Source organism: Streptomyces clavifer (assembly GCF_036345975.1).
Taxonomy (GTDB): domain Bacteria; phylum Actinomycetota; class Actinomycetes; order Streptomycetales; family Streptomycetaceae; genus Streptomyces; species Streptomyces clavifer.
Window position 1 is genome coordinate 4,527,115 of the sequence record NZ_CP107793.1, and the last position, 25,477, is coordinate 4,552,591.

The following is a 25,477-nucleotide window of genomic DNA, read 5'->3' on the forward strand; positions in this document are numbered from 1 at the left end:
GTCAGAGGTTCACGGGCCGTGACAATGCTGTGTATGGGACATCTCGAAGCAGGCCATCTGGAGTACTACCTACCCGACGGGCGGGTGCTGCTCGGCGACGCCTCGTTCCGGGTGGCCGACGGGGCCGTCGTCGCCCTCGTGGGAGCGAACGGAGCGGGCAAGACGACGCTCCTGAGGCTGCTCTCCGGAGAGATCCAGCCGCACGGCGGCTCGGTGTCGGTGAGCGGCGGGCTGGGGGTGATGGCCCAGTTCGTCGGCTCCGTGCGCGACGAGCGCACCGTGCGCGACCTGCTGGTGTCCGTGGCCCGGCCGGGGATCAGGAAGGCGGCGGAGGCCGTCGACGCGGCCGAGGAGCGGATCCTCACCGTGGACGACGAGGCCGCGCAGATGGCGTACGCGCAGGCGCTCAGCGACTGGGCGGAGGTGCGGGGGTACGAGGCCGAGACGCTGTGGGACATCTGCACCACGGCCGCGCTCGGCATCCCGTACGACAAGGCGCAGTGGCGCGAGGTGCGCACCCTCAGCGGTGGCGAGCAGAAGCGGCTGGTCCTGGAGGCGCTGCTGCGCGGCCCGGACGAGGTGCTGCTCCTGGACGAGCCGGACAACTACCTGGACGTCCCCGGCAAGCGCTGGCTGGAGGAGAAGCTCAAGGAGACCCGCAAGACGGTGCTCTTCGTCTCCCACGACCGGGAGCTGCTGTCCCGGGCAGCCGAGAAGATCGTCAGCGTGGAGCCCGGCCCGGCCGGCTCGGACGTCTGGGTGCACGGTGCCGGATTCGCCACGTACCACCAGGCCCGCAAGGAGCGCTTCGCGCGCTTCGAGGAGCTCCTGCGGCGCTGGGAGGAGGAGCACGCCCGGCTGAAGGCACTCGTCCTGCGGATGCGGCAGCAGGCGGCGAACAGCCCCGACATGGCGAACCGGTACCACGCGATGCAGACCCGCTTCAAGAAGTTCGAGGAGGCCGGCCCGCCCCCGGAGCCGCCGCGCGAGCAGGACATCAGGATGCGGCTGCGCGGCGGCCGGACCGGGGTGCGGGCGGTGACCTGCACGAACCTGGAGCTGACCGGTCTGATGAAGCCGTTCGACCTGGAGATCTACTACGGGGAGCGGGTCGCCGTCCTCGGGTCCAACGGGTCGGGGAAGTCGCACTTCCTGCGGCTGCTGGCGGGGGACACGGTGGCGCACACCGGGGAGTGGAAGCTCGGGGCGCGCGTCGTGCCGGGGCACTTCGCGCAGACGCACGCGCACCCGGAGCTGCAGGGCAAGACGCTCGTCGAGATCCTGTGGACGGAGCACGCCAAGGACCGGGGCGGGGCCATGTCCGTACTGCGGCGGTACGAGATGGAGCGGCAGGGGGACCAGGCCTTCGAGAGGCTGTCCGGCGGGCAGCAGGCGCGGTTCCAGATCCTGCTGCTGGAGCTGGCCGGAACGACGGCGCTGCTGCTCGACGAGCCGACGGACAACCTGGACCTGGAATCGGCGGAGGCACTCCAGGACGGTCTCGAGGCGTACGACGGTACGGTGATGGCCGTCACGCACGACCGCTGGTTCGCGAAGTCCTTCGACCGCTATCTGGTCTTCGGCTCGGACGGGGTGGTGCGGGAGTCCACGGAGCCTGTCTGGGACGAGCGGCGGGTCGTGCGGGAACGGTAGGGTCGGCGCGTTTTGACCCGTCTGGGGCGGGGCGGGTAGTGTCGAGGACTGTTATGCGTATCGGCTTCGTCGTTCTCACGCGAAGGGCCCTTACGTAGGTTCTCTGGAGCAGTTACCAGTGGCTCGCATACGGGCAGCGTCCCCGGCATTGTGCGCCCCAGCTGCATGTCGCTTCAGAGGTGCCATGTGTCTGGACCCCATCCACTGAAGAAGCGAAGGCTACGAAGTGCGTACGTACAGCCCCAAGCCCGGCGATGTCACTCGCCAGTGGCACATCATCGACGCCGAGGACATCGTCCTGGGTCGTCTGGCCACCACGGCTGCGAACCTCCTCCGAGGCAAGCACAAGGCGATCTACGCCCCCCACATGGACATGGGCGACTTCGTCATCATCATCAACGCCGAGAAGGTCCACCTCTCCGGCAACAAGAAGACCCAGAAGATGGCGTACCGCCACTCCGGGTTCCCGGGCGGTCTGCGCTCCGTGCGTTACGACGAGCTGCTCTCCAAGAACCCGGAGAAGGCCGTCGAGAAGGCCATCAAGGGCATGATCCCCAAGAACACCCTGGGTCGTCAGATGATCTCGAAGCTGAAGGTCTACGCGGGTGACCAGCACCCGCACGCTGCGCAGCAGCCGGTCCCGTTCGAGATCACCCAGGTCGCGCAGTAGTTCCGGCCTCCCCCCAAAGACGTAAAGAAAGATCTGAGGAGAATCGTGGCCGAGACCACTGTTGAGACGCCCGTCGAGGGCACCGAGGGCGAAGAGACCTTCGCCGAGGTGACCACCTTCGAGTCGGAGGTCCCCGTCGAGGGTGAGTACACCTCCGAGTCGCTCGCAGGCCGCTTCGGCGACCCGCAGCCCGCCGCCGGCCTTGGCCGTCGCAAGAACGCCATCGCCCGCGTCCGGATCGTCCCGGGCACCGGTAAGTGGAAGATCAACGGTCGCACCCTCGAGGGTTACTTCCCCAACAAGGTGCACCAGCAGGAAGTCAACGAGCCCTTCAAGGTGCTCGAGCTCGACGGCCGCTACGACGTCATCGCCCGCATCTCGGGTGGCGGCGTCTCCGGTCAGGCCGGCGCCCTGCGCCTCGGCGTGGCCCGTGCGCTGAACGAGGCGGACGTGGACAACAACCGCGCCGCGCTCAAGAAGGCCGGCTTCCTCTCCCGCGACGACCGTGCGGTCGAGCGCAAGAAGGCCGGTCTCAAGAAGGCCCGTAAGGCCCCGCAGTACAGCAAGCGCTAAATATCGCCTGCTCGACTGCTTTACACGTTCGCCCCGGCGGCACACCTCGTGCTGCTGGGGCGTTCGTCTATCGGCGCTACCGGGCGTATAACGGCTTAAGACGTTTATAGGGCTGGCGGCCTCGCCGCACCTCATTCTGCTGCGCCTTGCCTCGCTATGCCCTGTTTTGATTACTTTGGTTTTGCGGTTTCGGAGCACCTTCGGAGGACACCAGTGGGACGACTCTTCGGCACGGACGGCGTGCGCGGTGTCGCCAACGCGGACTTGACGGCAGAGCTCGCGCTCGGGCTCTCGGTCGCGGCGGCGCACGTACTGGCCGAGGCCGGCACCTTCGAGGGGCATCGGGCGACGGCTGTGGTGGGCCGCGACCCCCGCGCGTCGGGAGAGTTCCTGGAGGCCGCCGTCGTGGCCGGCCTGGCCAGCGCGGGCGTGGACGTCCTGCGGGTCGGGGTGCTGCCGACCCCTGCCGTGGCGTACCTCACCGGATCGCTCGGCGCCGACATCGGTGTCATGCTCTCCGCCAGCCACAACGCCATGCCGGACAACGGCATCAAGTTCTTCGCCCGCGGCGGCCACAAGCTCGCCGACGAGCTGGAGGACCGCATCGAGACGGTCTACGAGCAGCACCGCACCGGCGAGCCCTGGGCCCGCCCGACCGGCGGCGGCGTGGGCCGGGTCACCGACTACACGGAGGGCTTCGACCGGTACGTCGCCCACCTCATCGGCGTCCTCCCGAACCGGCTCGACGGGCTGAAGGTCGTCCTCGACGAGGCGCACGGCGCCGCAGCCCGCGTCTCGCCCGAGGCGTTCGCCCGGGCCGGGGCCGAGGTCGTCACCATCGGTGCCGAGCCGGACGGCCTCAACATCAACGACGGCTGCGGCTCCACCCACCTGGGGCTGCTCCGGGCCGCCGTCGTCGAGCACGGCGCCGACCTCGGCATCGCGCACGACGGCGACGCCGACCGCTGCCTGGCCGTGGACGCCACCGGCGAGGAGATCGACGGCGACCAGATCCTGGCCGTGCTCGCCCTCGCCATGCGCGAGGCCGGTCACCTGCGCAAGGACACCGTCGTCGGTACGGTCATGTCCAACCTCGGCTTCAAGATGGCGATGGAGCGGGAGGGCATCCAGCTCGTCCAGACCGCCGTCGGCGACCGTTACGTCCTGGAGTCGATGAAGGCCGAGGGCTTCGCGCTCGGCGGCGAGCAGTCCGGCCACGTCATCGTCCTGGACCACGCCACGACCGGCGACGGCACGCTGACCGGCCTGATGCTGGCGGCCCGGGTCGCCGCCACCGGCCGTACGCTCGCCGACCTGGCCGGTGTGATGCAGCGCCTCCCGCAGGTGCTCGTCAACGTCCCGGACGTCGACAAGTCCCGCGTGGACACCTCGCCCGAGCTGGCCGTCGCCGTCGTCGAGGCCGAGCGCGAGCTGGGCGACACCGGACGCGTCCTGCTGCGCAAGTCGGGCACCGAGCCGCTCGTACGGGTCATGGTCGAGGCCGCCGACATCGAGCAGGCGCGCGCCGTGGCCGGCCGGCTGGCCGACGTGGTGAAGTCCGCACTGGGCTGACGGGCCCTCCAGGCCCGCCGGACCATCCGACAGGCCCTCAGTCGATGCGGGACGGGCCCGGCTTCACCGCCGGGTCCGCCCGCCGCCGCGCCGCCCACAGGGCCTTCTGGAGCAGCAGTGTCAGTGTCCCCGCCACGACGATGCCGCCCAGGTTGGCCAGCAGCTGCGCCGTCGACCCCCAGGTCTGCTGGAGGTCCTGGTAGCTGAAGGCGACGGCGGCGTTGGCGGCGGCGGGCACCGTGGTCACCGAGATCGCCACACCGATCAGCGCCCCGGACTTCGCCGAGGTCAGCGAGAGCGTCCCGGCGATGCCCGCCAGGAGAGCCACCACGAACGACATCCAGTCCGGATGCCAGATGAACCCGGTGTTGGGCCGCTCCGCCGTGACCATTCCGGCGTCGAACAGCCCGAAGACGTCCATCAGCCAGGCGAACCCGGCCGTCACCACCATCGCCACGGCGAAGCCGCCGACCAGCGCCCACAGCGAGCGCCCGACCAGCCGCGGGGCGCGCTGCACCAGCGCCGTCGAGATCCCGGCCAGCGGGCCGAACTCCGGGCCGACCGCCATGGCGCCCACGATGAGGACCGCGTTGTCGAGCATCACGCCGCAGGCGGCCAGCATCGTCGCGACGGAGAGGAACGCCACGTAGGTGACGCTGAAGGTCGACTCCTCGTGGGTCACCTCGCTCAGCTCTTCCCACAGCACGGCGTCCGCACCCTCACCGGGCGCCTCCCGCTCGGCCTCGTCGGCCCGCGCGGAGAGCGTCAGGTCCATGTCCTCGACGGTGATCGAGCCGGACCTGTCGATGCCCAGCGCCCGCAGCGCGCCGATCAGCTCGTCGCCCGACTCACGCGCCACGTCGCACAGGACCACGTCGCCGGCCGGGCTGCGGGCCACTCCGGCCAGCACCACGAGATGGGCGGTGCCGACCGTGTGCTCCAGGAGCCCGACCACCTCGTCGGTGCGGTCGGCGGGCACGATGAGGCGCAGATGAAGCACGGAACGACCCCCGGGGGACTCAGAGCTTGCGCAACGACAGCCGCTGGACCTTGTGGTCCGGCCCCTTGCGCAGCACCAGCGTGGCACGGCCCCGGGTCGGTGCCACGTTCTCGAGCAGATTCGGCTTGTTGATGGTCCGCCACATGGTGCGCGCGTAGTCCAGCGCCTCCTCCTCGGAGACCTGGGTGTACTTGCGGAAGTACGAGAACGGGTTCTGGAACGCCGTCTCGCGCAGCCGTCGGAAGCGATGCAGATACCAGGTCTCGATGTCCTCGGGCCGCGCGTCCACGTACACGCTGAAGTCGAAGTAGTCCGCGAGCCCGACCCGCGTCCGGCCGTCCTTGCCGGGCAGCGCCGGCTGCAGCACGTTCAGGCCCTCGACGATGAGGATGTCGGGACGGCGCACGACGAGCCGCTCGTCCGGCACGATGTCGTAGATCAGGTGCGAGTAGACGGGCGCCGTCACCTCGTCCTTGCCGGCCTTGATGTCGGCGACGAACCGGGTCAGGGCCCGCCGGTCGTACGACTCCGGGAACCCCTTCCGCGACATCAGCCCCCGCGCCTCGAGCTCCTTCATCGGCAGCAGGAACCCGTCGGTGGTCACCAGCTCCACCCGGGGGTGCTCCGGCCAGCGCGCCAGCAGCGCCTGCAGGATGCGCGCGCTGGTGGACTTGCCGACGGCCACACTGCCCGCGACCCCTATGACGAACGGCGTCCCGCGCTGTTCCCCGTGCCCGTTGCCCGCGTCCCCGAGGAAGGTGTTCAGCGCCCCGCGCAGGCCGGAGGTGGCCTGCACGTACAGGTTGAGGAGCCTGGACAGCGGCAGGTAGACGTCCCGCACCTCGTCGAGGTCGATGACGTCACCGAGGCCCCGCAGCTTCTCCACCTCCTCCGCGGTCAGCGGCAGCGGTGTCTTGTCGCGCAGCGCGCTCCACTCCGCCCGGGTCAGGTCGACGTAGGGCGTCGGCGCGTGCTCGGTGCGGCGGGGGCTCCGTGCGGGCGAAGTGATCACGTCTTCATTGTTGCGGGAGTTTTAACGGAGTGGGGGGTGGGGTCGGTCACGTGGGGGGCGCCGAGCGCGCCTCGGGCGCGATCTCCGGTCGAGGGGGTACAGGTCCTCCTGGTGCCGTACGACTCTCCGTGCACGACCCGTGCTCACCGGTGGACGTCCGGCGGAGTGCTCGTCGGCCGCACGCCCGTACCCGTCGCCCGGCCCGTTCCTGCGCCGTGGCACTAAGGGACAGCGGCGGCGCTCACCCTGCGCGAACCGACCGCCCGCCCTGTTGGTAGCCTGCCGCACCGCCTGCCGCAGGTGACGGCTGGTCAGCCGGGCAGGTCCGTAGGCCTTACGCGACTCATGAGGTGCGAATGAAGACAAGTGGCAGAACCGGTGCTGTGGGTGTGGTTGCAGGGGCACTCGCCCTTTCGGCGTTCACAGCACCGACGGCACAGGCCGCAGGCACCGGGATCACGGTGTCGCGGATCGTCGTCAATGGAGGCAAGCCCGTCGTGGTGGGCACCTCGGACGTGAAGGAGCCGCCCGTCAGCTTCCGGGTCACCCTTCCCGCCGGATACAGCACGGCCGACTGGTTCGCGTGGTCCGCGCAGCCGTTCTTCTACCACGACACCACCCCGGCCGTGGGGGAGGCGAACGCCGACATCCGTATGAGCTACACCTGCTACGAGACGAGTGCCCGGATCGCGGACTGCGAGGGCACTCTGTACATCGATCCGTACTACGAGTTCGACTCGAACAACGACGCCACCGCCTGGAAGATCGGTGTCGTGACGCGGCTCTGGAAGCCCGACGGAGGGCTCAAGAAGGAGCAGTTCGCCACCACCTCCGGCACCCTGCAGGTGAAGCGGTGGGCGAAGGCCACCGTCAACGCCTCGCCGGAGCCGGTGACGAAGGGCAAGACACTCACGGTGACCGGCACCCTCAAGCGTGCGGACTGGGTGAAGCACTCCTACACCGGGGTGAGCGCGGCTTCGGTCAAGCTGCAGTTCCGGAAGAAGGGCAGCTCCGCCTACACCACCGTCAAGACGGTGAAGAGCAGTTCCACCGGCGCGCTGAAGACGACCGTCAAGGCGTCCGTCGACGGCTACTGGCGATGGAGCTTCGGTGGCTGGTCCACCACGGGCGCCGCGACCGCCGCCGGTGACTACGTCGACGTGCGCTGAGTGACCCGGGCGGCGCGGATGACGCGAACGGACTGAGCGATCAGGGTTCCGCCGTGCCGACGGAGCGGTGCGGCGGACTGCCGCGCGTCGTCGGCACGGCGGCCCGCCGGGGCGGGCCGCCGCACCGCTCGCGGACGGCGCAAGTGGTCAGCCGCGCTTCCGGCGCAGACCGAGGAACGCCCCCAGGGGTGCCGCGATCAGCAGCCAGATGATGACGATGGTGGCCGGGTCCGGTTCCGGCGCGTCCAGCTCCTGGGACGTGGCGACCGTCGCGATCAGCGCCCAGAGCGCGGTCGCCAGCCCCGCCAGCCAGATGAGTGCCTTGCGTGCAGGCCCCACGGGCTCGGACCGGAGGCGCCGTGGCGTGCCGCCCCCGTCCGGGCGGGGGATGCGGTCCGGGGCGCGGGGTGGCATGTGGATCACCGCTGCGGGCGGTACGGATGCGCCGATGACCGCCGTGCGTGCCGGGGTGAGGCCCTTGTAGAGCGTCGGTTCCACACGGATCTGGAAGCCGTCCAGGCCGGTGAGGTGATGGCCGCCGTCCGGGTGGACGAGCAGGGCCGCGCAGGCGTCGTAGCGGACGACCACCTGGCCGGACGGGGTGGTCAGGGTGACCGCGTCGGGGGAGACGGTCAGCACCGTGGAGTCACCCTCCAGGGAGGGGTGCCGGGTGCCCGGGGCCGGCGGGGCCTCGGGTGACCACTGCGGCGCCTCCGTGAATCCGGCCCAGTCCGCGCCCCGGCCCGGGACCTGGAGCAGGGCCGAGGAGTGCATCTCGCGGGCGACCTCGCGCAGGTCGTCCAGGGTGACGGCGGCGAGTTCGGCCCGTTGTTCGTCGGGGGTGAGATTGCGGTGTCCGGTCAGCAGGTTCAGGGCGTACGAGGGCAACTGGGCGGCTGCGAGGTCCGGGGTGTCGTACTGCTTGAGGTACTTGGCGCGGGCCGCGTCGAGCTCCGACTGCTCGATGGAGCCGGCACGCAGCCGGGCCAGGGTGTCGATCAGGCCGCCGACCACCGCGTCCTGCTTCTGGGGGAGCGCGTCGGCGTACGCGGTGATCGCCGCGAAGTCGTTGTCACGCGGGCTGTAGTCGGCGTCGGCGACGTAGGAGTAGCCGCCCTTCTGCCGCAGGTCCACGAAGAGTGCGCGGCTCAGCACCTCGGCGAAGAGTGTCGCGGCCGACGAGCGGCGGACGATCCCGTCCACGACGACACCGCCGCTGTCGCCCCTGATGTACGCCGGGGTGACGGGCAGGATCGAGACCGGGGCGGGCAGCGGGTGGGGCGGGCCGGACGGGAGGGTGAGGTCCAGGCCTTCGGGCACCGTGTCCGAGGTGATCCACAGGACCGCGTTGTCGCGGGTGAAGCGGGTGCGCGCCCAGTCGCGGACCGCGTCGGCCGTCAGGTGCCAGGGGCCGTGCTCGGTGTAGCTGCCGAGGCCGTACCCCTGGGCGCCGTAACGCCACAGCGGCAGCTGGTGGTTGGGGCCGCGGCTGCGCCCCGCGGACTCGGTGCGCAGGATCTCGCGCTCGGTCTCCAGGCGTTCCAGCGGCAGGTCGCGCAGGGCCGCGCAGACACCGTTGAGATAGGTGGTGACCTCGGCGGGTGTGCCGGTGACGTGGAAGAGCGTGTACGTGGCGGAGGTGGCGCCGTTGTAGTGCAGGTCGGACAGGCCGTGGCGGTGCAGGGCGAGGTGCTCGACGAGGTGGGTGATACCCGTGGTGGCGAGCGTCTCGTCCGCGACCCCGACCCGGAAGAAGAGGCCGGCCGTCACCGGTCCGGAGCCCGCGGCCAGTACGGTGCGGATGCCGTCCACCTCGGCCTCGCGGATGCCGACGGGCGGGGCGGCGGGAGCGGCGGGGCCGGGAGCGGTGGCGCCGGGTATCCGGGCTTCGGGGGTCACCGGGGGTGCCTGGGTTGTCTGGCTTTCCTGGGTCATCGGTTCAGCCCTTCGACAGTGCGGTCTTGCGGTGCTTGAGGAACTGGACGCGTTTGTCCCCGGCGTAGCCCCAGGGCGACTCGGTGGCCCTGTCGCCCAGGGTCCGGAAGAACGGCGCCGCCTCGCGGTGGTGGCCACCCAGGCTCAGGGCCCCGGCGAAGTCGTTGTGGTCACCGACCCAGTGGAAGCCGGGCCGGTAGTCCGGGTGCTTCACGGAGGCATCGGCAGCGGCCATGATCTCGTCGCGGACCTCGGCCGAGCGCAGGTAGGTGCTGTGGTTGTCGCCGGAGTCGTCCAGCCACCGCTCCAGATGGGCCTCGGCCACCAGGCGGCCGGCCGGGCTGCCCGCGGGCGCCGACCGCAGGCAGCCGCGGGCGAATTCGAATGCCTCCTCCCAGCTGCCGCCCCACTTCGGGCACAGCTGCTGGAGCAGCGAGGTCTGCGCGTAGATGTGGTGCGGGTGATGCTCGGCCAGTCGCTCGTAGCGCCGCCGGACCTCGCTCCCCCCGAGTTCGAGCCCGCGCGCGGTGTTCAGCCGGGCTGCCCAGGCCAGCGCATAGGTGGGGTATTCGGCGCACACGTCGATGAGCAGCCCCTCGGCGCGCCGCAGCCACGCGTGGAACTCCTGGAACTGGTCACGCGAGACGTGTTCCGCGCGGTAGGAGCTGCGGATGTCCCAGCCGACGTAGACGTACCGCACCGCCAGCAGCGTCCGGGCGAGCGGGGAGCCCGGGTTCTCGGCGACGGCCCGCTCCAGGAAGCGCTCACTGGAGCCGAGGTCGTGGAAGAGCCCTGAGGCGATCGCCCGGTCGCTCTCGTCGTCGAGGAAATCGAAGTAGGCCTCGGTCCTCGCCCAGTCGTTGTCGCGGACGGCCGCCCGCAGATCTGCGAGCGAGGGAATGTTGACACACGGATCGAACTCCGCGTGCATCGGGGGAACGGTTGGAGACATGACAATCCTCGGAGCGGGCGCGGCCGTGGGACACGCGGACTCGACCGGTTCGAGAACGCGTGGGCACAGACGGGTGACGGGCGACGGTGAGGGGGGAAGCCGCAGGTTAGCAGCCTGCGCCGACAGGCTGTCACGTGGATTTCGGTGCGCAGGACCTCCCGACACACGCCGGACCCCGGGCAGCGGCGGGCAGGGGCCTTATGGTGCCGATATGTGCGGAATCGTGGGTTACGTCGGTGGGCAGTCGGCGCAGGACGTCGTCGTCGCGGGACTGAAGCGCCTCGAATACCGGGGATACGACTCCGCAGGGGTCGCCGTCCTCGCGGACGGCGGGCTGGCCGGGGCGAAGAAGGCCGGGAAGCTCCTCAACCTGGAGAAGGAGCTCAAGGACCGGCCGCTGCCCGCCGGGAACACCGGTGTGGGACACACCCGCTGGGCCACGCACGGCGGCCCGACCGACGTCAACGCGCACCCGCACCTCGACAACGCGGGCCGCGTCGCCGTCGTGCACAACGGGATCATCGAGAACTTCGCCGCCCTGCGCGAGGAGCTCGCCGGACGCGGCCACGAGCTGGCCTCCGAGACCGACACCGAGGTCGTCGCCCACCTGCTGGCGGAGGCGTACTCCTCGGCCGGCGACCTCGCCGAGGCCATGCGCCAGGTGTGCCGGCGTCTGCACGGTGCGTTCACCCTGGTCGCGGTGCACGCCGACGCTCCCGACACGGTCGTCGGAGCCCGGCGGAACTCGCCGCTGGTGGTGGGTGTCGGGGACGGTGAGATGTTCCTGGCCTCCGACGTGGCCGCGTTCATCGCCCACACCCGGGACGCGATCGAGCTGGGCCAGGACCAGGTCGTGGAGCTCTCCAGGGACGGGGCCACCGTCACCGGCTTCGACGGCCTGCCCGCCGACGTCCACGCGTACCACGTGGACTGGGACGCCTCCGCCGCAGAGAAGGGCGGCTACGCCTCCTTCATGCTCAAGGAGATCGCGGACCAGCCGAAGGCCGTCGCCGACACGCTCCTCGGCCGGATCGACGCCTCCGGCACGCTCCACCTCGACGAGGTGCGAATCCCGCCGAGCGAGCTCAGGGAGGTCGACAAGGTCGTCATCATCGCCTGCGGGACCGCGTTCCACGCCGGGATGATCGCCAAGTACGCCATCGAGCACGTCACCCGGCTGCCCTGCGAGACGGAGCTCGCCAGCGAGTTCCGCTACCGCGACCCGATCCTGGACCGGCACACCCTCGTCGTCGCGATCTCCCAGTCCGGCGAGACCATGGACACGCTGATGGCCGTGCGGCACGCCCGCGAACAGGGCGCGAAGGTCCTCGCCATCTGCAACACGAACGGCTCGACGATCCCGCGGGAGTCCGACGCCGTCCTCTACACCCACGCCGGGCCGGAGGTCGCCGTCGCCTCCACCAAGGCGTTCCTGACCCAGCTCGTCGCCTGCTACCTCGTCGCGCTCTACCTCGGGCAGATCCGCGGCACCAAGTGGGGCGACGAGATCCGCACCGTCGTCCGCCAGCTCTCCGAGGTCCCCCGCCAGGTCGAGCAGGTCCTCGGGACCATGGAGCCCGTGCGCGCGCTGGCCCGCTCGCTCGCCGACCGGGACACCGTCCTGTTCGTCGGCCGGCACGTCGGCTACCCGGTCGCCCTGGAAGGCGCGCTGAAGCTCAAGGAGCTCGCCTACATGCACGCCGAGGGCTTCGCCGCGGGCGAGCTCAAGCACGGGCCGATCGCGCTCATCGACGAAGGGCTGCCGGTCGTCGTGATCGTGCCGTCCCCGCGCGGCCGCTCCGTGCTCCACGACAAGATCGTGTCGAACATCCAGGAGATCAGGGCCCGCGGCGCCCGTACCGTCGTCATCGCCGAGGAGGGTGACGAGGCGGTCGTCCCGTACGCCGACCACCTCATCCGGATCCCCGCTACGCCTACGCTGCTTCAGCCGCTGGTCGCCACCGTGCCGTTGCAGGTCTTCGCCTGCGAACTGGCGACGGCCCGCGGCAACGAGGTGGACCAGCCGCGCAATCTGGCGAAGTCCGTGACCGTGGAGTAGTGGATGAGGGTGAGTACGTGATCATCGGGGTCGGGATCGACGTGGCGGAGATCGAACGCTTCGGCGCGGCACTGCAGCGGACGCCGCAGATGGCGGACCGCCTCTTCCTGCAACGGGAACTGCTGCTGCCCAGCGGGGAACGGCGGGGCATCGCCTCCCTCGCGGCCCGGTTCGCCGCCAAGGAGGCGCTGGCCAAGGCCCTCGGCGCCCCGGGCGGGCTGCTCTGGACGGACGCCGAGGTGTGCGTCGAGGACAGCGGACAGCCCCGGCTGGAGGTCCGCGGCACGGTCGCGGCCCGCGCCGCCGAGCTGGGCGTGCGCAGCTGGCACGTCTCGCTCAGCCACGACGCGGGGGTGGCGTCGGCCGTGGTGATCGCGGAGGGTTGAGCACATGCGACATGCGTACAGCGTCGAGACCGTACGGGCCGCCGAACAGGCGCTGATGGCACGGCTGCCGGAGGGTGCCCTCATGCAACGCGCCGCCGCCGGCCTGGCGGTGGCCTGCGGCGACCTGCTCCGGCGCAACGGCCGGGTGTACGGGTCCCGCGTCCTCCTCCTCGTCGGCAGCGGCGACAACGGCGGCGACACGCTGTACGCCGGAGCCCGGCTGGCCCGCCGCGGGGCGGGCGTACGGGCCCTGCTGACCTCCCCGGACAAGGTCCACCCGGGCGGGCTCACTGCCCTGCTCGCGGCCGGCGGGCAGGTCCTGGACACCCCCGACGGCCTGAGCCCTGTCGACCTCGTCGTCGACGGCATCACCGGGATCGGCGGCCGGGGCGGCCTGCGCCCCGACGCCGAGGCCCTGGTGCGCGCGGCCACGACGGGCCACGCGCCCGTGCTGGCCGTCGACCTGCCCAGCGGGGTCGAGGCCGACACCGGACAGGTGCTCGGCGCGGCCGTGCGGGCGGACGCCACCGTCACCTTCGGCACGTACAAGCCGGGCCTCCTCATCGACCCGGCCGCCACCCGGGCGGGCGCGCTGCGCCTGGTCGACATCGGCCTGGGGCCCGAACTGCCCGGACGCCCCGACCTGGAGGCCCTCCAGTACGCCGACGTCGCCGCCCTCCTGCCCGTGCCCGGCGCGGAGAGCGACAAGTACCGGCGCGGTGTCGTCGGTGTGGCCGCCGGCTCGGAGCGGTACCCGGGCGCCGCGGTGCTCGCGGTCGCGGGCGCGCTGCGCGGCGGCGCCGGAGCCGTGCGCTACGCCGGTCCCGGCGCCGCCGCGGTGATCGCCCGCCATCCGGAGGCCCTCGTGCACTCCGGGCCGCCCTCGAAGGCCGGGCGGGTGCAGGCATGGGTGGTCGGGCCCGGGCTCGGCGACTCCCCGGCGGCGGCCGGGGCGGTGTCCGACGTCCTGGCCTCGGACGTGCCCGTGCTGGTCGACGCGGACGGGCTGCGGCTGATGGACGCGGGCGCCGTACGCGCGCGCACCGCCCCCACCGTGCTCACCCCGCACGCCGGGGAGGCCGCCGCGCTGCTCGGCGTCCCGCGCGAGGACGTCGAGGCGGGGCGGCTCGCCGCCGTACGCGAACTGGCCGCGCGCTACGGCGCCACGGTGCTGCTCAAGGGATCGACGACCCTGGTCGCGGAGGCCGGGGACGCCCCGGTCCGGGTCAACCCGACGGGCACGTCCTGGCTGGCCACGGCAGGCAGCGGCGACGTGCTCTCCGGGCTGACCGGCTCGCTGCTCGCCGCGGGCCTCGCCCCGCGCGACGCGGCCTCCGTGGGCGCCTATCTGCACGGGCTCGCGGCCCGCCGGGCCTCGGACGGGGCGCCGGTCGCCGCACAGGACGTCGCCGACGCCGTCCCCGCTGCCTGGCGGGACGTACGGGCCTGATCCACCCTGGCAGGAGCGGGACACGAGCCGGAAGGGTGAACGGACGTGGGCAGCAGCGACGCCGTACGGGTACGCAGGGTGTACGACCCCCCGGAGGAGGACGACGGCACACGCGTCCTCGTCGACCGGCTCTGGCCGCGCGGGGTGTCCAAGGAGCACGCGGCCGTCGACGTGTGGGCCAAGGACGCCACCCCGTCGAACGAGCTCCGCTCCTGGTACCACGAGGACCGTTCCGGTAAGCGGTACGACGCGTTCGTCGACCGCTACCGCACCGAGCTCGGCGACCCCGCCCACGAGCACGCCGTCGCCGAACTCCTCGGCCTGCTGCGCGAGGGCGGCCCCGTCACCCTGGTCACGGCCGTGAAGGACGTCGGGGCCAGTCATGTCCCGGTCCTCGCCGAGCACCTGAGGCACACACTCGAGCACGGCTGACGCCTCACCGCGCCAGGGAGGTCGAGGGCACAGGCGTACGGCTCTGAGACACTGGACGCGATATGAACGAGACAGCGTCCCTGAGAGCCCGTGCCGAGATCGACCTCGCCGCGCTGCGCGCCAACGTGCGCGCCCTGCGCGCGCGGGCGTCCGGGGCGCAGCTCATGGCCGTGGTGAAGTCCGACGCGTACGGGCACGGGGCGGTGCCCTGCGCCGCAGCCGCGCTGGAGGCGGGCGCGACCTGGCTGGGCACGGCCACCCCGCAGGAGGCGCTCGCGCTCCGCGCCGCCGGGATCGGCGGCCGGGTGATGTGCTGGCTGTGGACACCCGGCGGGCCCTGGCGCGAGGCCGTCGAGGCCGACATCGACGTCTCGGTGAGCGGCATGTGGGCCCTCGACGAGGTGGTGGCCGCCGCCACGGAGGCGGGAATCCCCGCCCGGGTGCAGCTCAAGGCCGACACGGGCCTCGGGCGGGGCGGCTGCCAGCCCGCCGACTGGCCGGAGCTCGTCTCCGCCGCCCGGACCGCCGAGGCCGCCGGCACCCTGCGCATCACCGGCCTCTGGTCGCACTTCGCCTGCGCCGACGAGCCGGGCCACCCGTCGATCGAGGCGCAACTGGGCGTGTTCCGCGACATGGTGGCGTACGCGGAGAAGGAGGGCGTCGAGCCGGAGGTGCGGCACATCGCGAACTCCCCGGCGCTGTTGACGGTGCCCGAGTCCCACTTCGACCTCGTCCGCACCGGGATCGCCATGTACGGCATCTCGCCCTCGCCCGAGCTGGGCACCCCGGCCGACTTCGGCCTGCGCCCCGTGATGACGCTCAGTGCCTCGGTGGCGCTGGTCAAGCAGGTGCCGCCGGGTCACGGCATCAGCTACGGCCACCACTACACGACCTCCGCCGAGACGACCCTCGCCCTGGTGCCGGTCGGCTACGCGGACGGTGTACCGCGGCACGCCTCGGGCAAGGGCCCCGTGCTCCTCGCCGGGCGGCGACGGACGATCGCGGGCCGGGTCGCCATGGACCAGTTCGTGGTCGACCTCGGGGGAGACACCCCGGAGCCGGGCGCCGAGGCGGTGCTGTTCGGGCCGGGGGACCGGGGCGAGCCGACCGCCGAGGACTGGGCGGAGGCGGCCGGCACGATCGCGTACGAGATCGTCACGCGCATCGGCCAACGCGTACCCCGCGTCCATCTGCACGGCGCCCCCGACCGGGGCTGACCCGACGACCGCGACGACAACGGTGAGGAGCACGGCACGGTGAGCGAGACCAGCGCGGGGGACGTGGCGGCGACGGCGGCCGTCGCGGCGGCCGGCTGGCGGCGGGCGGGCTTCGCCGGAGCGGCGATAGGCGTCATCGCCGCAGGCGCGGCGGCAGGAGTCGCGGTCGAGCGGCTCACGGTGGGCCGAGGCATGCGCAGGAAGGCCCGGCTGGCCCTGGACGCCTCCGGCCCGTACGGCTCCCTGCGCGGGATCCCGGGCCGTGCCGCCGCCGACGACGGGACCCAGCTGTACTACGAGGTCGACGAGGTCGAGGACGGCGCCCCCGGCCGCTCCGGCGCCAGGCAGGGCGCCGGAGCGAGCTCCTCGCGCCGGCGCAGGCTCTTCGGCCGCAAGGCACCCGGGCCCGTCACCGTCGTCTTCAGCCACGGCTACTGCCTCAGCCAGGACTCCTGGCACTTCCAGCGGGCGGCCCTGCGCGGCCTGGTCCGCACCGTCCACTGGGACCAGCGCAGCCACGGCCGCTCCGAGCGCGGCAGGGCGCAGGCCGACGGTGTACCGGTCGGCATCGACCAGCTCGGCCGCGACCTGAAGGCGGTCATCGACGCGGCGGCACCCGAGGGACCGCTGGTGCTCGTCGGGCACTCGATGGGCGGCATGACGATGATGGCGCTGGCCGACCGGTACCCGGAGCTGATCCGTGACCGGGTCGCAGCCGTCGCACTCGTCGGCACGTCGAGCGGGAAGCTCGGCGAGGTGAACTTCGGGCTGCCCGTGGCGGGGGTGAACGCGGTGCGCCGGGTCCTGCCCGGCGTGCTGAAGGCGCTCGGCTCCCAGGCGGAGCTGGTGGAGCGCGGCAGGCGGGCGACGGCCGACCTGTTCGCGGGGCTGATCAAGCGGTACTCGTTCGGGTCGCGGGACGTGGATCCGGCGGTGTCCCGGTTCGCGGAGCGGCTCATCGAGTCCACCCCGATCGACGTGGTCGCCGAGTTCTACCCGGCGTTCACCGAGCACGACAAGAGCGGGGCGCTGCCCGCGTTCCTCGATCTCCCGGTGCTCATCCTGGCCGGCGACAAGGACCTGGTGACGCCCAGTTCGCACAGCGAGGCCATCGCGGACCAGCTCCCCGACGCCGAGCTGGTCATCGTGCCGGACGCCGGGCACCTGGTGATGCTGGAGCACCCGGAGACGGTCACCGACCGCCTCGCGGACCTGCTGGTACGGATCGGAGCGGTTCCGGCCGAGGTGCCCTGATCCTCTAACGTTGCCCGCATGGAAGCAGCGCACAACGGCCCGGCGGCCGGCACCGCCGTACCGGGCACCGTCACCCTGGACCTCACCGTCGAGTCCCCCGAACAGATGAGGGAACTCGGCCGCCGTATCGCGGGTGTCCTGGCACCCGGCGACCTGGTGATGCTCTCCGGCGAGCTGGGCGCGGGCAAGACGACCCTGACCCGCGGGCTCGGCGAGGGCCTCGGCGTACGGGGTGCCGTCACCTCGCCCACCTTCGTGATCGCCCGGGTCCACCCACCGCTGGGCACGGGTCCCGCGCTGGTCCACGTCGACGCGTACCGCCTCGGCGGAGGGCTCGACGAGATGGAGGACCTGGACCTCGACGTGTCGCTGCCGGAGTCGGTGATCGTCGTGGAGTGGGGCGACGGGAAGGTCGAGGAGCTGTCGGAGGACCGCCTGCGCGTGCTGATCGACCGTGCGGTCGGCGACACGGACGACGAGCGCCGCACCGTGACCCTGATGGGCATCGGCGCCCGCTGGGCGGGGCTGCGGGAGGACCTGGCGCCGGCCTGACACCGGGGCGCTTTCCGACAAGCCGTCGGTAAAATGTTGCGCACGGGGCTGCGGCCGTGGTCACATGGACGTGAGCTCTGGTTAGGTCTACCTAACCATGTCTCTCGCCGAAGCCCGAGGAGGCATACATGCCGGCACCCGAGCGCGAAGTGCAGCCGCAGTCGCCGCAGGCGGATCCGCCACCGGTGTCCGCGGTGTCGATGAAGGACCTGCTGGCCTCCTGCGCCGCCGCCACGGCGGTCTCGACGCCGCCCCGCGGGGAGCCCGAGGACACCGAGGACGAGCAGGGGCTCGACGCGGCCTGACCGGCCTCCGGAGCCCCGCCGGCCGTTACGGGACGACGACGATCTTGACGCCGACCGTCGCGAACGCCCACAGCGCGTCGCCGTCCGCGCGCTTCATCCGCACGCCGCCGGTCTTCATCGTGGGATCGGGGGTCTCCATGGAGCCGTCCTGCGCCGCGCTGAAGCCCACGGACACGTCGTCGACGTTCGCGAAACGCACCACGTGCTCGATCAGCACGCCGTCCGAGCCCTTGATGGTGCCCGAACGCGAGGTCACCGTGTAGACACCGGGCAGCGGGCTCACGGAGCTCGGCATGACGGCGAACGTCCGGAGCGACTTCTCCTCGGCGTCCACGATCCACACCCGCCGGTCCTCCAGCGCGTACACGACGCGCGCCCCGGAGTCGGAGTCCTCCGGGACCGCCAGCGGCTCCTTGGGAGGGGCCGGCTTCTCGGTGGGCTCCGGTGACGCGCCGGCGGAGGTCTTCGCCGAGGGCTGGGCCACCGATTCGGGCGCGTTCGCCGACGCCTGGTAGGCGAGGAAACAGACCGCGGCCACCGCCGCGGCAGTGAGTGCGGCCACGATTCCCGAGCTGCCCCTTGCCACCGTGAACTCCCTTTTCGCGTGCCTGCCGTCGTATGTCGTACAAGCATTTACGTCGTACACGCGTGTACCCGGGCGACGGTACCAGCAGCGGAAGGGCAGACCGGGACGCCGTACGGGCATGCGTGACGGGGTCGGTGGAGCCGTAGGCTGTTCGTGTGCTCCTGCTCGCCGTGGATACCGCCACCCCCGCCGTCACCGTCGCCCTCCACGACGGGACCTCCGTCGTCGCCGAGACCGGTCAGGTCGACGCCCGACGGCACGGGGAACTCCTGCTGCCCGCCGTCGACCGGGTGCTCGCGGAGGCCGGGGTGAAGCTCGACGCCGTGACCGGCGTGGTCGTCGGGGTCGGCCCCGGCCCGTACACCGGGCTGCGCGTCGGCCTGGTGACCGCGGCCACGTTCGGCTCCGCCCTCTCCGTCCCCGTGCACGGACTGTGCACGCTCGACGGCCTCGCGTACGCCGCGCGGCGGGGCGGCCTCGAAGGCCCGTTCGCCGTCGCGACGGACGCGCGCCGCAAAGAGGTCTACTGGGCCCGGTACGAGGACGGCGAGACCTCCGGCGAACCGGCTGTCGACCGGCCCGCCGACATCACCGAACAGCTTGCCGGGCTCCCCGTCGTCGGCGCGGGCGCCCTGCTCTACCCCGAGGCGTTCCCGGACCCCCGCGGCCCGGAACACGTCTCCGCCGGCGCGCTCGCCTCCCTCGCGGCCGAACGCCTGGCAGCCGGGGCCGCGCTGCTGCCCCCGCAGCCGCTCTACCTGCGCAGGCCCGACGCCCAGGTGCCGAAGAACTACAAGGTGGTCACCCCGAAGTGACCACCGCGACCGCAGTGCTCCGCGAGATGCGCTGGTGGGACATCGACCCGGTGCTGGAGCTGGAACACGAGCTGTTCCCCGACGACTCCTGGTCGGCCGGCATGTTCTGGTCCGAGCTGGCCCGCTCCCGCGGCCCCCGGGCCACCCACCGCTACGTCGTCGCCGAGGACCCCGCCGACGGACGGATCGTCGGCTACGCGGGCCTCGCCTCGGCCGGCGACCTCGCCGACGTCCAGACGATCGGCGTCAGCCGGGGGCAGTGGGGCGGCGGCCTCGGCTCCGAGCTCCTGACCGACCTGCTCAGACACGCCACGGCCTTCGAGTGCACCGCGGTGCTCCTGGAGGTCCGGGTGGACAACACACGGGCGCAGAAGCTCTACGAACGCTTCGGCTTCGAACCCATCGGCTTCCGCCGGGGCTACTACCAGCCGGGGAACGTCGACGCACTCGTCATGCGCCTGACCGTACAAGGAACAGAGACCTGACTGATGGCTGACGAACCGCTCGTACTCGGCATCGAGACCTCCTGCGACGAGACCGGCGTGGGCGTCGTGCGCGGCACGACGCTGCTCGCCGACGCCGTCGCGTCCAGCGTCGACACGCACGCCCGCTTCGGCGGCGTCGTCCCGGAGATCGCCTCCCGCGCCCATCTGGAGTCGATGGTCCCCACCATCGAGCGCGCCCTGAAGGAGGCCGGGATCAGTGCCCGTGACCTCGACGGCATCGCCGTCACGGCCGGCCCCGGGCTCGCCGGGGCACTCCTCGTGGGCGTCTCGGCGGCGAAGGCGTACGCGTACGCGCTGAACAAGCCGCTGTACGGGGTGAACCACCTCGCCTCGCACATCTGCGTCGACCAGCTGGAGCACGGTCCGCTGCCCGAGCCGACCATGGCGCTGCTGGTCAGCGGCGGGCACTCCTCGCTGCTGTTGGCCCCGGACATCACCAGCGACGTGCGCCCGCTGGGCGCCACCATCGACGACGCGGCGGGCGAGGCCTTCGACAAGATCGCCCGGGTGCTGCACCTCGGCTTCCCCGGCGGCCCGGTCATCGACCGGCTGGCGAAGGAGGGCGACCCGAAGGCGATCGCGTTCCCCCGCGGGCTGAGCGGCTCGCGCGACCCCGCGTACGACTTCTCCTTCTCCGGCCTCAAGACGTCCGTGGCGCGCTGGATCGAGGCGAAGCGGGCGGCCGGCGAGGACGTTCCCGTACGGGACGTCGCCGCGTCCTTCCAGGAGGCCGTCGTGGACGTGCTGACCCGGAAGGCCGTGCGGGCCTGCAAGGACGAGGGCGTCGACCACCTGATGATCGGCGGCGGTGTCGCGGCCAACACACGGCTGCGCGCCCTCGCCCAGGAGCGGTGCGAGCGCGCGGGCATCCGGCTGCGGGTGCCCAGGCCCGGCCTGTGCACGGACAACGGGGCGATGGTCGCCGCGCTCGGCGCGGAGATGGTCGCCCGCAACCGCCCGGCCTCCGACTGGGAGCTCTCCGCGGACTCCTCGCTGCCCGTCACCGAACCGCACGTGCCGGGGGCGCACAGCCACACCCACACCCACGACCACGTGCACGAGATCAGCAAGGACAACCTGTACTCATGACCGTCGCGCTCATGTGGGAGGCCCGCGCCGCCGGAGGCCGGGGAGCCGAGCTCCTGGAGTGGGCCCGGTCCGCGGCGGCGGAGCTGGCCCGGCGGCCCCTGCGCAGCGAGCTGCTGCGCGCCCCGCAGGACCGGGTGCTCGTCCTCACCTGGTGGGAGGCGGCGTACGACGACGAGCTGCCTGAGCTCCCCGAGCCGGACGCCGGGCTGGTCACCCGCCCGGTGCACCGCTGGCGCTTCGAATCGCTGGGGCCGCTGGACGGCTGAGCCGTCCAGCGGCAACCGCCGGAAAGATCTCTAGGCCTTCGTACGGGCCGCGGAGCCGACCCCGCAAGGTGCCCGATCGGGCGCTGCCGCTCGCCCGGCGCGAGGGCGTGTCCCGATGAGTTTCCGGTGCGGGCCGGGTCTACCTTGCACGGTGTCCGACGACGCCGCCCACCGTGCGAAGGAGAGAGACCATGCAGAAGATCAAGCCCTGCCTGTGGTTCGACGGCCAGGCCCGGGAGGCCGCGGAGTTCTACGTCTCCGTCTTCGGCGGCGACTCACGCATCGTCGACGTCACGTACTACACCGAGGCCTCCCCGGGGGAGCCCGGGACGGTGCTGACCGTGGACTTCGTGCTCGCCGGACAGGAGTACACCGCGCTCAACGGCGGCCCGCAGTTCACCTTCAGCGAGGCCGTCTCGCTGAGCGTGGACTGCGCCGACCAGGCGGAGGTCGACACGCTGTGGGCGAAGCTCACCGAGGGCGGCGAGGAGAGCATGTGCGGATGGCTGAAGGACAGGTACGGCATGTCCTGGCAGATCATCCCGCGCGCCCTGCGCGAGGTGCTCTCCGACCCCGACAAGGCCAGGGCCGAGCGGGCGATGAAGGCCATGCTGGGCATGCGGAAGCTGGACGTCCGGGCGCTGCGGGACGCGTGAGACCCGCCCGCCCGCACGCCGTGCGAGGCCGGGCGGACGGGCGCACCCTGGAGACAGGACTTCCGGGAGGTGACCGTCATGATGGAGACCACTGTCGGATGGCATATCGAGCTGGAATTCGAAGAGGACACGCACCGCACCCGCGCGGCCGCTCTCGTGCGGCTGAGTGACGGGACCGAGGTACGGGCCCACGGATACGCCAGCCGTCATCCCTCCGACGCGGAGCAGCCGAGGGTCGGCGAGGAGATCGCGGGAGCCCGCGCGCTCAACGAACTGGCCATGAAGCTGCTCACCAAGGCGCACGACGAGATCGACGACGCGTCCGGCCGGACGTCGTACCCGCTGACCTGACACGACCCGACCTGACGCCGCGGACCCCGGGGCGGGGCCGTACGGGGGTATACCCGCCGGGGTGCTCCGGACCCGGGCGCGTCGGCGGGAGACGCCGCCCGCCGGTGGTCAGGGCCGCTTCACGGGCTGCCCGATGAGCATCGTCGGGGCCCCGGCCACCCGGGTCAGGAAGACGGTGGCGGCGTGCGGCCCCTCGAGCTTCATTCTGCGCCGCAGTTCCTCGGGTTCGACCGCGGACCCGCGCTTCTTGACGGTCAGCACACCGACCTGCCGCTCGCGGAGCAGGGCCTTGAGCTTCTTCATGTTGAACGGGAGCCGGTCGGTGATCTCGTAGGCGGTCGTGCAGTCGGAGGTGTACAGCTCGTCGTTCGTGACGTACGCGATCGTCTCGTCGACCAGCCTTCCCCCGCACCGTTCCACGACCGCGGCGACCAGATGGGCGCGAATGACGGCGCCGTCGGGTTCGTACAGGTAGCGCCCGACGGGACCGACGGGCGGGGCGGGGAGTGGGGCGTCGGCGGTCAGGGTCGCGCCCGACGGGAGCAGGGTCGCCCGGAAGCGGCCCGGGGTGAAGCCCTCGCCGAACCAGAGCACGGCCTCCTTCACGTCACCGCCGTCCGAGATCCACTCGGCCTCGGCGTCCGGCCCGATCGCCTCGTGCGGGACGCCCGGGGCGATCTTCAGGGCCGCGCGGGGAGCCTTCATCGCGGCCCCGGTCGCCCAGGAGAGCGGCGGCGAGTAGGCCTCGGGGTCGAAGATCCTGCCGCGCCCGCCGCGCCGGGCCGGGTCGACGAAGACGGCGTCGTGACCGGACGTGTCGATCCCGGTGACGTCCGCGCACCGCACCTCGACGAGGTCCTGGAGGCCGAGCGCCAGGGCGTTGGCGCGGGCGACCTCCGCGGTCAGCGGGTCACGGTCCACGGCCAGCACGGAGATGCCCGCCCTGGCCAGCGCGATCGCGTCGCCGCCGATCCCGCAGCAGAGGTCGGCCACGCTCCGCACGCCGCCGAGCCCCGCGAACCGCTCGGCGCGGTGGGTGGCGACCGAGGTCCGGGTCGCCTGCTCCACGCCGTTCGGGGTGAAGAACATCCGGTACGCGTCCGCCGCCCCGAACTTCGCCACCGCCCGCTGCCGCAGCCGCGCCTGGCCGAGCGCGGCCGACACCAGGGCGGCCGGGTGCGTACGGCGCAGCCTGGTCGCCGTGGCCAGCTCGTGGGCCGGGTCGTGGTCGCGCAGCTCCGCCAGCAGCGCCGCGCCCTCGGGCGTGCGCAGGGCCGTGAAGGCGGCGAGCGGGTCGGACGGGTCTGCGGGGTCCGCAGGGGGGTGGGCGTTCACCGGTCCATTGTGAGCCAGCCGGGGGACGTGACGGGCCCGCCGGAGGTGTCGGGGCGGGGGCCCTCTGACCGGCTGGCAGGATGCGGCGCCATGCAGCCAGTACGACAAAACGAAAAATCCGCCATGAAGCGGCACAGACCGGTCCGTGCGGTCCTGGTGGCTCTGCTGGTCGCCGCCATCGCCTCCGCGTGTGCCGAAGGGACGGACGGCGGGGGGACGGACCAGGGGCGGCGGGCCGAGCCGGCGGCCGGCCGGCCCGGAGCGGCCGCCGCTCCCCCGCCTGCGGCCGCCCGTGCCGAGCGGCTGAAGCGGCAGCAGGCCGCACGCGTGGCCGCGGCGAAGAAGTGGGGGCTGGCCGAGGTCCCGCTGGTCCCCCCGGCGCCGCCCGCCGAGAAGCCGCGCATCACCACGCGCGAGGGGTTCGAGGTCGAGGGCGGGGACGCGCTCCCCCCGGTCTTCACCACCGTCCCGACCAAGGAGCGGATTGTTTTTCTGACGATCGACGACGGCGCGGAGAAGGACCCCGAGCTGCTGAGGATGATGACGGAGCTGGGCATCCCCTACAGCGCCTTCATCAGCGACTACGTCGTGAGTGACGACTACGGGTACTTCAAGGACATGCAGGCGCGCGGCGTCACCCTCAGCAACCACACCCTCAACCACCGCTACCTGCCCGGACTCTCGAAGGCCGACCAGCGGCGGGAGATCTGCGGCGAACAGGACAAGATCGAGAAGTACTTCGGGAAGCGGCCCACCCTCTTCAGGCCGCCGTTCGGCAACTACAACGGCGACACCCTGCGCATCGCCGGGTCCTGCGGCATCGAGGCCGTTCCCCTGTGGGCGGCCGAGGCGTTCCCCGACCACATGGAGTGGCGGGAGCCGGACCGGGACCTGCACCCCGGCGACATCGTGCTCACCCACTTCCGCGGGCGCGAGGAATGGAAGGGGTCCATGACCGACATGGTCCGCAGCGTCATGAAGACGATCACGGGCAAGGGGTACGCCGTGGCCAGGCTGGAGGACTACGTCTGAGGGCACTTCCCCGCGCCCGGAACGCCGCGGCCCTCTCCCGCGTTGTCCGGGCGTGCGCCGGTCCGAGCGCGCCACGCGAGGGTGGTGAATTGGCACTCCGCTTGACCGAGTGCTAATCGCGGTCATAGTCTCAGGTCTGGCACTCCCCACTGGAGAGTGCCAGCACCACCGTGCGACAGGGCAGGTCCGGCACCCGCGACGACGGATCGACCTGGTCGCCACCCTCAGACTGTTAAACCCCGTGAGATCTCCGAAGGGGGAGACCGGATCGTGTCGACCACCAGCTCCAAGGTTGCGATCAAGCCGCTCGAGGACCGCATTGTGGTCCAGCCGCTCGACGCCGAGCAGACCACGGCTTCCGGCCTGGTCATTCCGGACACCGCCAAGGAGAAGCCCCAGGAGGGCGTCGTCCTGGCCGTGGGCCCGGGCCGCTTCGAGAACGGCGAGCGCCTTCCGCTCGACGTCAAGACCGGCGATGTCGTTCTGTACAGCAAGTACGGCGGTACCGAGGTGAAGTACAACGGCGAGGAGTACCTCGTCCTCTCGGCGCGCGACGTTCTCGCGATCGTCGAGAAGTAGTTCATCCACGTTTGCTTCTGTTCTGCGCCCCTGGCCCCCCTGCGAGATAACTAGCCGGGTGGTGAGGGGCG

Annotated in this window: 27 protein-coding genes; 21 read left to right on the top strand and 6 right to left on the bottom strand. The window is 72.0% G+C overall.

Translation table 11 applies throughout. The features are described 5' to 3' along the window. Positions 1–33: 33 nt before the first annotated feature. The 4 genes from OG927_RS19910 to glmM all read left to right on the top strand — a co-directional run bounded on the left by OG927_RS19910 (position 34) and on the right by glmM (position 4,468). A complete protein-coding gene (locus OG927_RS19910) occupies positions 34–1,653 on the top strand; it encodes an ATP-binding cassette domain-containing protein (RefSeq protein WP_056796547.1) in 1,620 nt (539 codons plus the stop codon). Between the two features lie 226 nt (positions 1,654–1,879). Beyond that, positions 1,880–2,323, top strand: coding sequence for a 50S ribosomal protein L13 (rplM, locus tag OG927_RS19915; protein ID WP_031096418.1), 444 nt, complete (start codon positions 1,880–1,882; stop codon positions 2,321–2,323). 45 nt (positions 2,324–2,368) lie between these two features. Further along, a complete protein-coding gene (gene rpsI, locus OG927_RS19920) occupies positions 2,369–2,896 on the top strand; it encodes a 30S ribosomal protein S9 (protein WP_056796543.1) in 528 nt (175 codons plus the stop codon). 213 nt (positions 2,897–3,109) lie between these two features. Beyond that, the gene (glmM, locus tag OG927_RS19925) at positions 3,110–4,468 is read left to right on the top strand and encodes a phosphoglucosamine mutase (RefSeq protein ID WP_124281382.1); all 1,359 of its coding nucleotides are present in this window, start codon (positions 3,110–3,112) and stop codon (positions 4,466–4,468) included. 37 nt (positions 4,469–4,505) lie between these two features. On the opposite strand, the gene OG927_RS19930 is transcribed toward glmM, so the two are convergent. Beyond that, positions 4,506–5,468, bottom strand: a complete 963-nt coding sequence (locus tag OG927_RS19930) for a DUF389 domain-containing protein (protein ID WP_330320565.1) — start codon at positions 5,466–5,468, stop codon at positions 4,506–4,508. Positions 5,469–5,487: 19 nt separating this feature from the next. Then, the gene (gene coaA / locus OG927_RS19935) at positions 5,488–6,480 is read right to left on the bottom strand and encodes a type I pantothenate kinase (protein ID WP_056796530.1); all 993 of its coding nucleotides are present in this window, start codon (positions 6,478–6,480) and stop codon (positions 5,488–5,490) included. Positions 6,481–6,863: 383 nt separating this feature from the next. On the opposite strand from coaA, the gene OG927_RS19940 reads away from it, so the two are divergent. Beyond that, positions 6,864–7,649 (top strand): hypothetical protein, encoded by a 786-nt coding sequence (locus tag OG927_RS19940; protein ID WP_107103322.1) that lies wholly within the window; start codon positions 6,864–6,866, stop codon positions 7,647–7,649. A 147-nt stretch (positions 7,650–7,796) separates the two neighbouring features. Here OG927_RS19940 and OG927_RS19945 read toward each other — a convergent pair whose 3' ends face one another. Beyond that, positions 7,797–9,584 (bottom strand): M16 family metallopeptidase, encoded by a 1,788-nt coding sequence (locus tag OG927_RS19945; RefSeq protein ID WP_330320566.1) that lies wholly within the window; start codon positions 9,582–9,584, stop codon positions 7,797–7,799. A 4-nt stretch (positions 9,585–9,588) separates the two neighbouring features. Further along, positions 9,589–10,536, bottom strand: a complete 948-nt coding sequence (locus OG927_RS19950; RefSeq protein WP_124281380.1) for a hypothetical protein — start codon at positions 10,534–10,536, stop codon at positions 9,589–9,591. A gap of 211 nt (positions 10,537–10,747) precedes the next feature. On the opposite strand from OG927_RS19950, the gene glmS reads away from it, so the two are divergent. The 8 genes from glmS (at position 10,748) to OG927_RS19990 (ending at position 18,191) form a co-directional block, all read left to right on the top strand. Further along, positions 10,748–12,595 (top strand): glutamine--fructose-6-phosphate transaminase (isomerizing), encoded by a 1,848-nt coding sequence (gene glmS, locus OG927_RS19955; RefSeq protein ID WP_209469896.1) that lies wholly within the window; start codon positions 10,748–10,750, stop codon positions 12,593–12,595. 17 nt (positions 12,596–12,612) lie between these two features. Next, entirely contained in the window at positions 12,613–12,981 is a 369-nt protein-coding gene (locus OG927_RS19960) for a holo-ACP synthase (protein ID WP_056797727.1), read from the top strand. Positions 12,982–12,985: 4 nt separating this feature from the next. Next, positions 12,986–14,431 (top strand): NAD(P)H-hydrate dehydratase, encoded by a 1,446-nt coding sequence (locus tag OG927_RS19965; protein WP_330320567.1) that lies wholly within the window; start codon positions 12,986–12,988, stop codon positions 14,429–14,431. Positions 14,432–14,476: 45 nt separating this feature from the next. Next, positions 14,477–14,863, top strand: coding sequence for a DUF488 domain-containing protein (locus OG927_RS19970; protein ID WP_056796511.1), 387 nt, complete (start codon positions 14,477–14,479; stop codon positions 14,861–14,863). 62 nt (positions 14,864–14,925) lie between these two features. Further along, positions 14,926–16,080 (top strand): alanine racemase, encoded by a 1,155-nt coding sequence (alr, locus tag OG927_RS19975; protein WP_056796507.1) that lies wholly within the window; start codon positions 14,926–14,928, stop codon positions 16,078–16,080. 39 nt (positions 16,081–16,119) lie between these two features. Then, on the top strand, positions 16,120–17,334 hold the full coding sequence (locus OG927_RS19980; protein WP_056796505.1) for an alpha/beta fold hydrolase: 1,215 nt from the start codon (positions 16,120–16,122) through the stop codon (positions 17,332–17,334). An 18-nt stretch (positions 17,335–17,352) separates the two neighbouring features. Continuing rightward, positions 17,353–17,886: a tRNA (adenosine(37)-N6)-threonylcarbamoyltransferase complex ATPase subunit type 1 TsaE gene (gene tsaE, locus OG927_RS19985; RefSeq protein ID WP_056796501.1), complete on the top strand. Its 534-nt coding sequence runs from the start codon at positions 17,353–17,355 to the stop codon at positions 17,884–17,886. Between the two features lie 128 nt (positions 17,887–18,014). Further along, positions 18,015–18,191, top strand: a complete 177-nt coding sequence (locus OG927_RS19990; RefSeq protein WP_164494132.1) for a hypothetical protein — start codon at positions 18,015–18,017, stop codon at positions 18,189–18,191. A 25-nt stretch (positions 18,192–18,216) separates the two neighbouring features. Here the strand turns inward: OG927_RS19990 and OG927_RS19995 are convergent, their stop codons facing one another. Continuing rightward, complete coding sequence (locus OG927_RS19995) at positions 18,217–18,756, bottom strand: hypothetical protein (RefSeq protein WP_206431785.1); 540 nt, start codon at positions 18,754–18,756, stop codon at positions 18,217–18,219. Positions 18,757–18,932: 176 nt separating this feature from the next. On the opposite strand from OG927_RS19995, the gene tsaB reads away from it, so the two are divergent. The 6 genes from tsaB (at position 18,933) to OG927_RS20025 (ending at position 22,460) form a co-directional block, all read left to right on the top strand. Continuing rightward, the gene (tsaB, locus tag OG927_RS20000; protein ID WP_241191765.1) at positions 18,933–19,592 is read left to right on the top strand and encodes a tRNA (adenosine(37)-N6)-threonylcarbamoyltransferase complex dimerization subunit type 1 TsaB; all 660 of its coding nucleotides are present in this window, start codon (positions 18,933–18,935) and stop codon (positions 19,590–19,592) included. Continuing rightward, positions 19,589–20,077 carry a ribosomal protein S18-alanine N-acetyltransferase gene (gene rimI / locus OG927_RS20005; RefSeq protein ID WP_056796494.1) on the top strand — a complete coding sequence of 163 codons (489 nt, stop codon included), beginning with the start codon at positions 19,589–19,591 and terminating at the stop codon, positions 20,075–20,077. The genes tsaB and rimI overlap by 4 nt, the downstream gene beginning before the upstream one ends. Before the next feature lie 3 nt (positions 20,078–20,080). Continuing rightward, a complete protein-coding gene (tsaD, locus tag OG927_RS20010) occupies positions 20,081–21,187 on the top strand; it encodes a tRNA (adenosine(37)-N6)-threonylcarbamoyltransferase complex transferase subunit TsaD (protein ID WP_124281374.1) in 1,107 nt (368 codons plus the stop codon). Next, a complete protein-coding gene (locus OG927_RS20015; protein WP_124281373.1) occupies positions 21,184–21,453 on the top strand; it encodes a hypothetical protein in 270 nt (89 codons plus the stop codon). The genes tsaD and OG927_RS20015 overlap by 4 nt, the downstream gene beginning before the upstream one ends. Before the next feature lie 191 nt (positions 21,454–21,644). Further along, positions 21,645–22,109, top strand: coding sequence for a VOC family protein (locus OG927_RS20020; RefSeq protein ID WP_056796483.1), 465 nt, complete (start codon positions 21,645–21,647; stop codon positions 22,107–22,109). Positions 22,110–22,187: 78 nt separating this feature from the next. Next, positions 22,188–22,460 carry a DUF1876 domain-containing protein gene (locus OG927_RS20025; protein ID WP_056797721.1) on the top strand — a complete coding sequence of 91 codons (273 nt, stop codon included), beginning with the start codon at positions 22,188–22,190 and terminating at the stop codon, positions 22,458–22,460. Between the two features lie 108 nt (positions 22,461–22,568). Here the strand turns inward: OG927_RS20025 and OG927_RS20030 are convergent, their stop codons facing one another. Continuing rightward, positions 22,569–23,795 (bottom strand): THUMP-like domain-containing protein, encoded by a 1,227-nt coding sequence (locus tag OG927_RS20030; protein ID WP_124281372.1) that lies wholly within the window; start codon positions 23,793–23,795, stop codon positions 22,569–22,571. Positions 23,796–23,918: 123 nt separating this feature from the next. Between OG927_RS20030 and OG927_RS20035 the strand changes: the two genes are divergently transcribed. Together OG927_RS20035 and groES are read left to right on the top strand one after the other, a co-directional pair. Next, positions 23,919–24,827, top strand: a complete 909-nt coding sequence (locus OG927_RS20035) for a polysaccharide deacetylase family protein (protein WP_206431754.1) — start codon at positions 23,919–23,921, stop codon at positions 24,825–24,827. Positions 24,828–25,097: 270 nt separating this feature from the next. Beyond that, entirely contained in the window at positions 25,098–25,406 is a 309-nt protein-coding gene (gene groES / locus OG927_RS20040; RefSeq protein WP_003966899.1) for a co-chaperone GroES, read from the top strand. The last annotated feature ends 71 nt before the right edge of the window (positions 25,407–25,477 follow it).

Excerpts from the sequence above, each read along its gene's own strand:
- OG927_RS19910 (WP_056796547.1), top strand. The coding sequence starts at position 34 with ATGGGACATCTCGAAGCAGGCCATCTGGAGTACTACCTACCCGACGGG.
- OG927_RS19945 (WP_330320566.1), bottom strand. The coding sequence starts at position 9,584 with ATGACCCAGGAAAGCCAGACAACCCAGGCACCCCCGGTGACCCCCGAA.
- OG927_RS19950 (WP_124281380.1), bottom strand. The coding sequence starts at position 10,536 with ATGTCTCCAACCGTTCCCCCGATGCACGCGGAGTTCGATCCGTGTGTC.
- glmS (WP_209469896.1), top strand. The coding sequence starts at position 10,748 with ATGTGCGGAATCGTGGGTTACGTCGGTGGGCAGTCGGCGCAGGACGTC.
- OG927_RS19965 (WP_330320567.1), top strand. The coding sequence starts at position 12,986 with ATGCGACATGCGTACAGCGTCGAGACCGTACGGGCCGCCGAACAGGCG.
- alr (WP_056796507.1), top strand. The coding sequence starts at position 14,926 with ATGAACGAGACAGCGTCCCTGAGAGCCCGTGCCGAGATCGACCTCGCC.
- tsaE (WP_056796501.1), top strand. The coding sequence starts at position 17,353 with ATGGAAGCAGCGCACAACGGCCCGGCGGCCGGCACCGCCGTACCGGGC.
- OG927_RS19990 (WP_164494132.1), top strand. The coding sequence starts at position 18,015 with ATGCCGGCACCCGAGCGCGAAGTGCAGCCGCAGTCGCCGCAGGCGGAT.
- tsaD (WP_124281374.1), top strand. The coding sequence starts at position 20,081 with ATGGCTGACGAACCGCTCGTACTCGGCATCGAGACCTCCTGCGACGAG.
- OG927_RS20015 (WP_124281373.1), top strand. The coding sequence starts at position 21,184 with ATGACCGTCGCGCTCATGTGGGAGGCCCGCGCCGCCGGAGGCCGGGGA.
- OG927_RS20020 (WP_056796483.1), top strand. The coding sequence starts at position 21,645 with ATGCAGAAGATCAAGCCCTGCCTGTGGTTCGACGGCCAGGCCCGGGAG.
- OG927_RS20025 (WP_056797721.1), top strand. The coding sequence starts at position 22,188 with ATGATGGAGACCACTGTCGGATGGCATATCGAGCTGGAATTCGAAGAG.
- OG927_RS20035 (WP_206431754.1), top strand. The coding sequence starts at position 23,919 with ATGAAGCGGCACAGACCGGTCCGTGCGGTCCTGGTGGCTCTGCTGGTC.